The organism is Bacteriovorax sp. DB6_IX (assembly GCF_000447775.1).
In the GTDB taxonomy this organism is placed as follows: domain Bacteria; phylum Bdellovibrionota; class Bacteriovoracia; order Bacteriovoracales; family Bacteriovoracaceae; genus Halobacteriovorax_A.
The window spans coordinates 1-237 of sequence record NZ_AUNJ01000090.1 but is presented as its reverse complement, the minus strand read 5'-3'; the positions used below and the strand labels follow the sequence as shown (position 1 = coordinate 237).

Here is a 237-nt window from a genome sequence, read left to right as displayed (position 1 = left end):
CAATTTCATTTACTAAAGTAGCATTAAAGAAGAAAGGACTGGACCCAGAACTTCATAAAGTATACTGGTGTGATCCAGAAGCCAAAGTTTTTAAATTCCTCGGGACTGATAACGTATTCTTCTATGTCCTAATGCAAGGAAGTATGTGGTTTGGAGTCCAAGAAGATCCGATGAGACAAGCTCTTCCAGGTGAATTCCAACAAACTGACGTCTTCAGTAATTTTCACCTACAAATCA

Annotated in this window: 1 pseudogene; it reads left to right on the top strand. The window is 38.4% G+C overall.

From position 1 onward, the window contains the following. Positions 1 to 237, top strand: a pseudogene (locus M901_RS02940) (methionine--tRNA ligase); the annotation flags it as partial.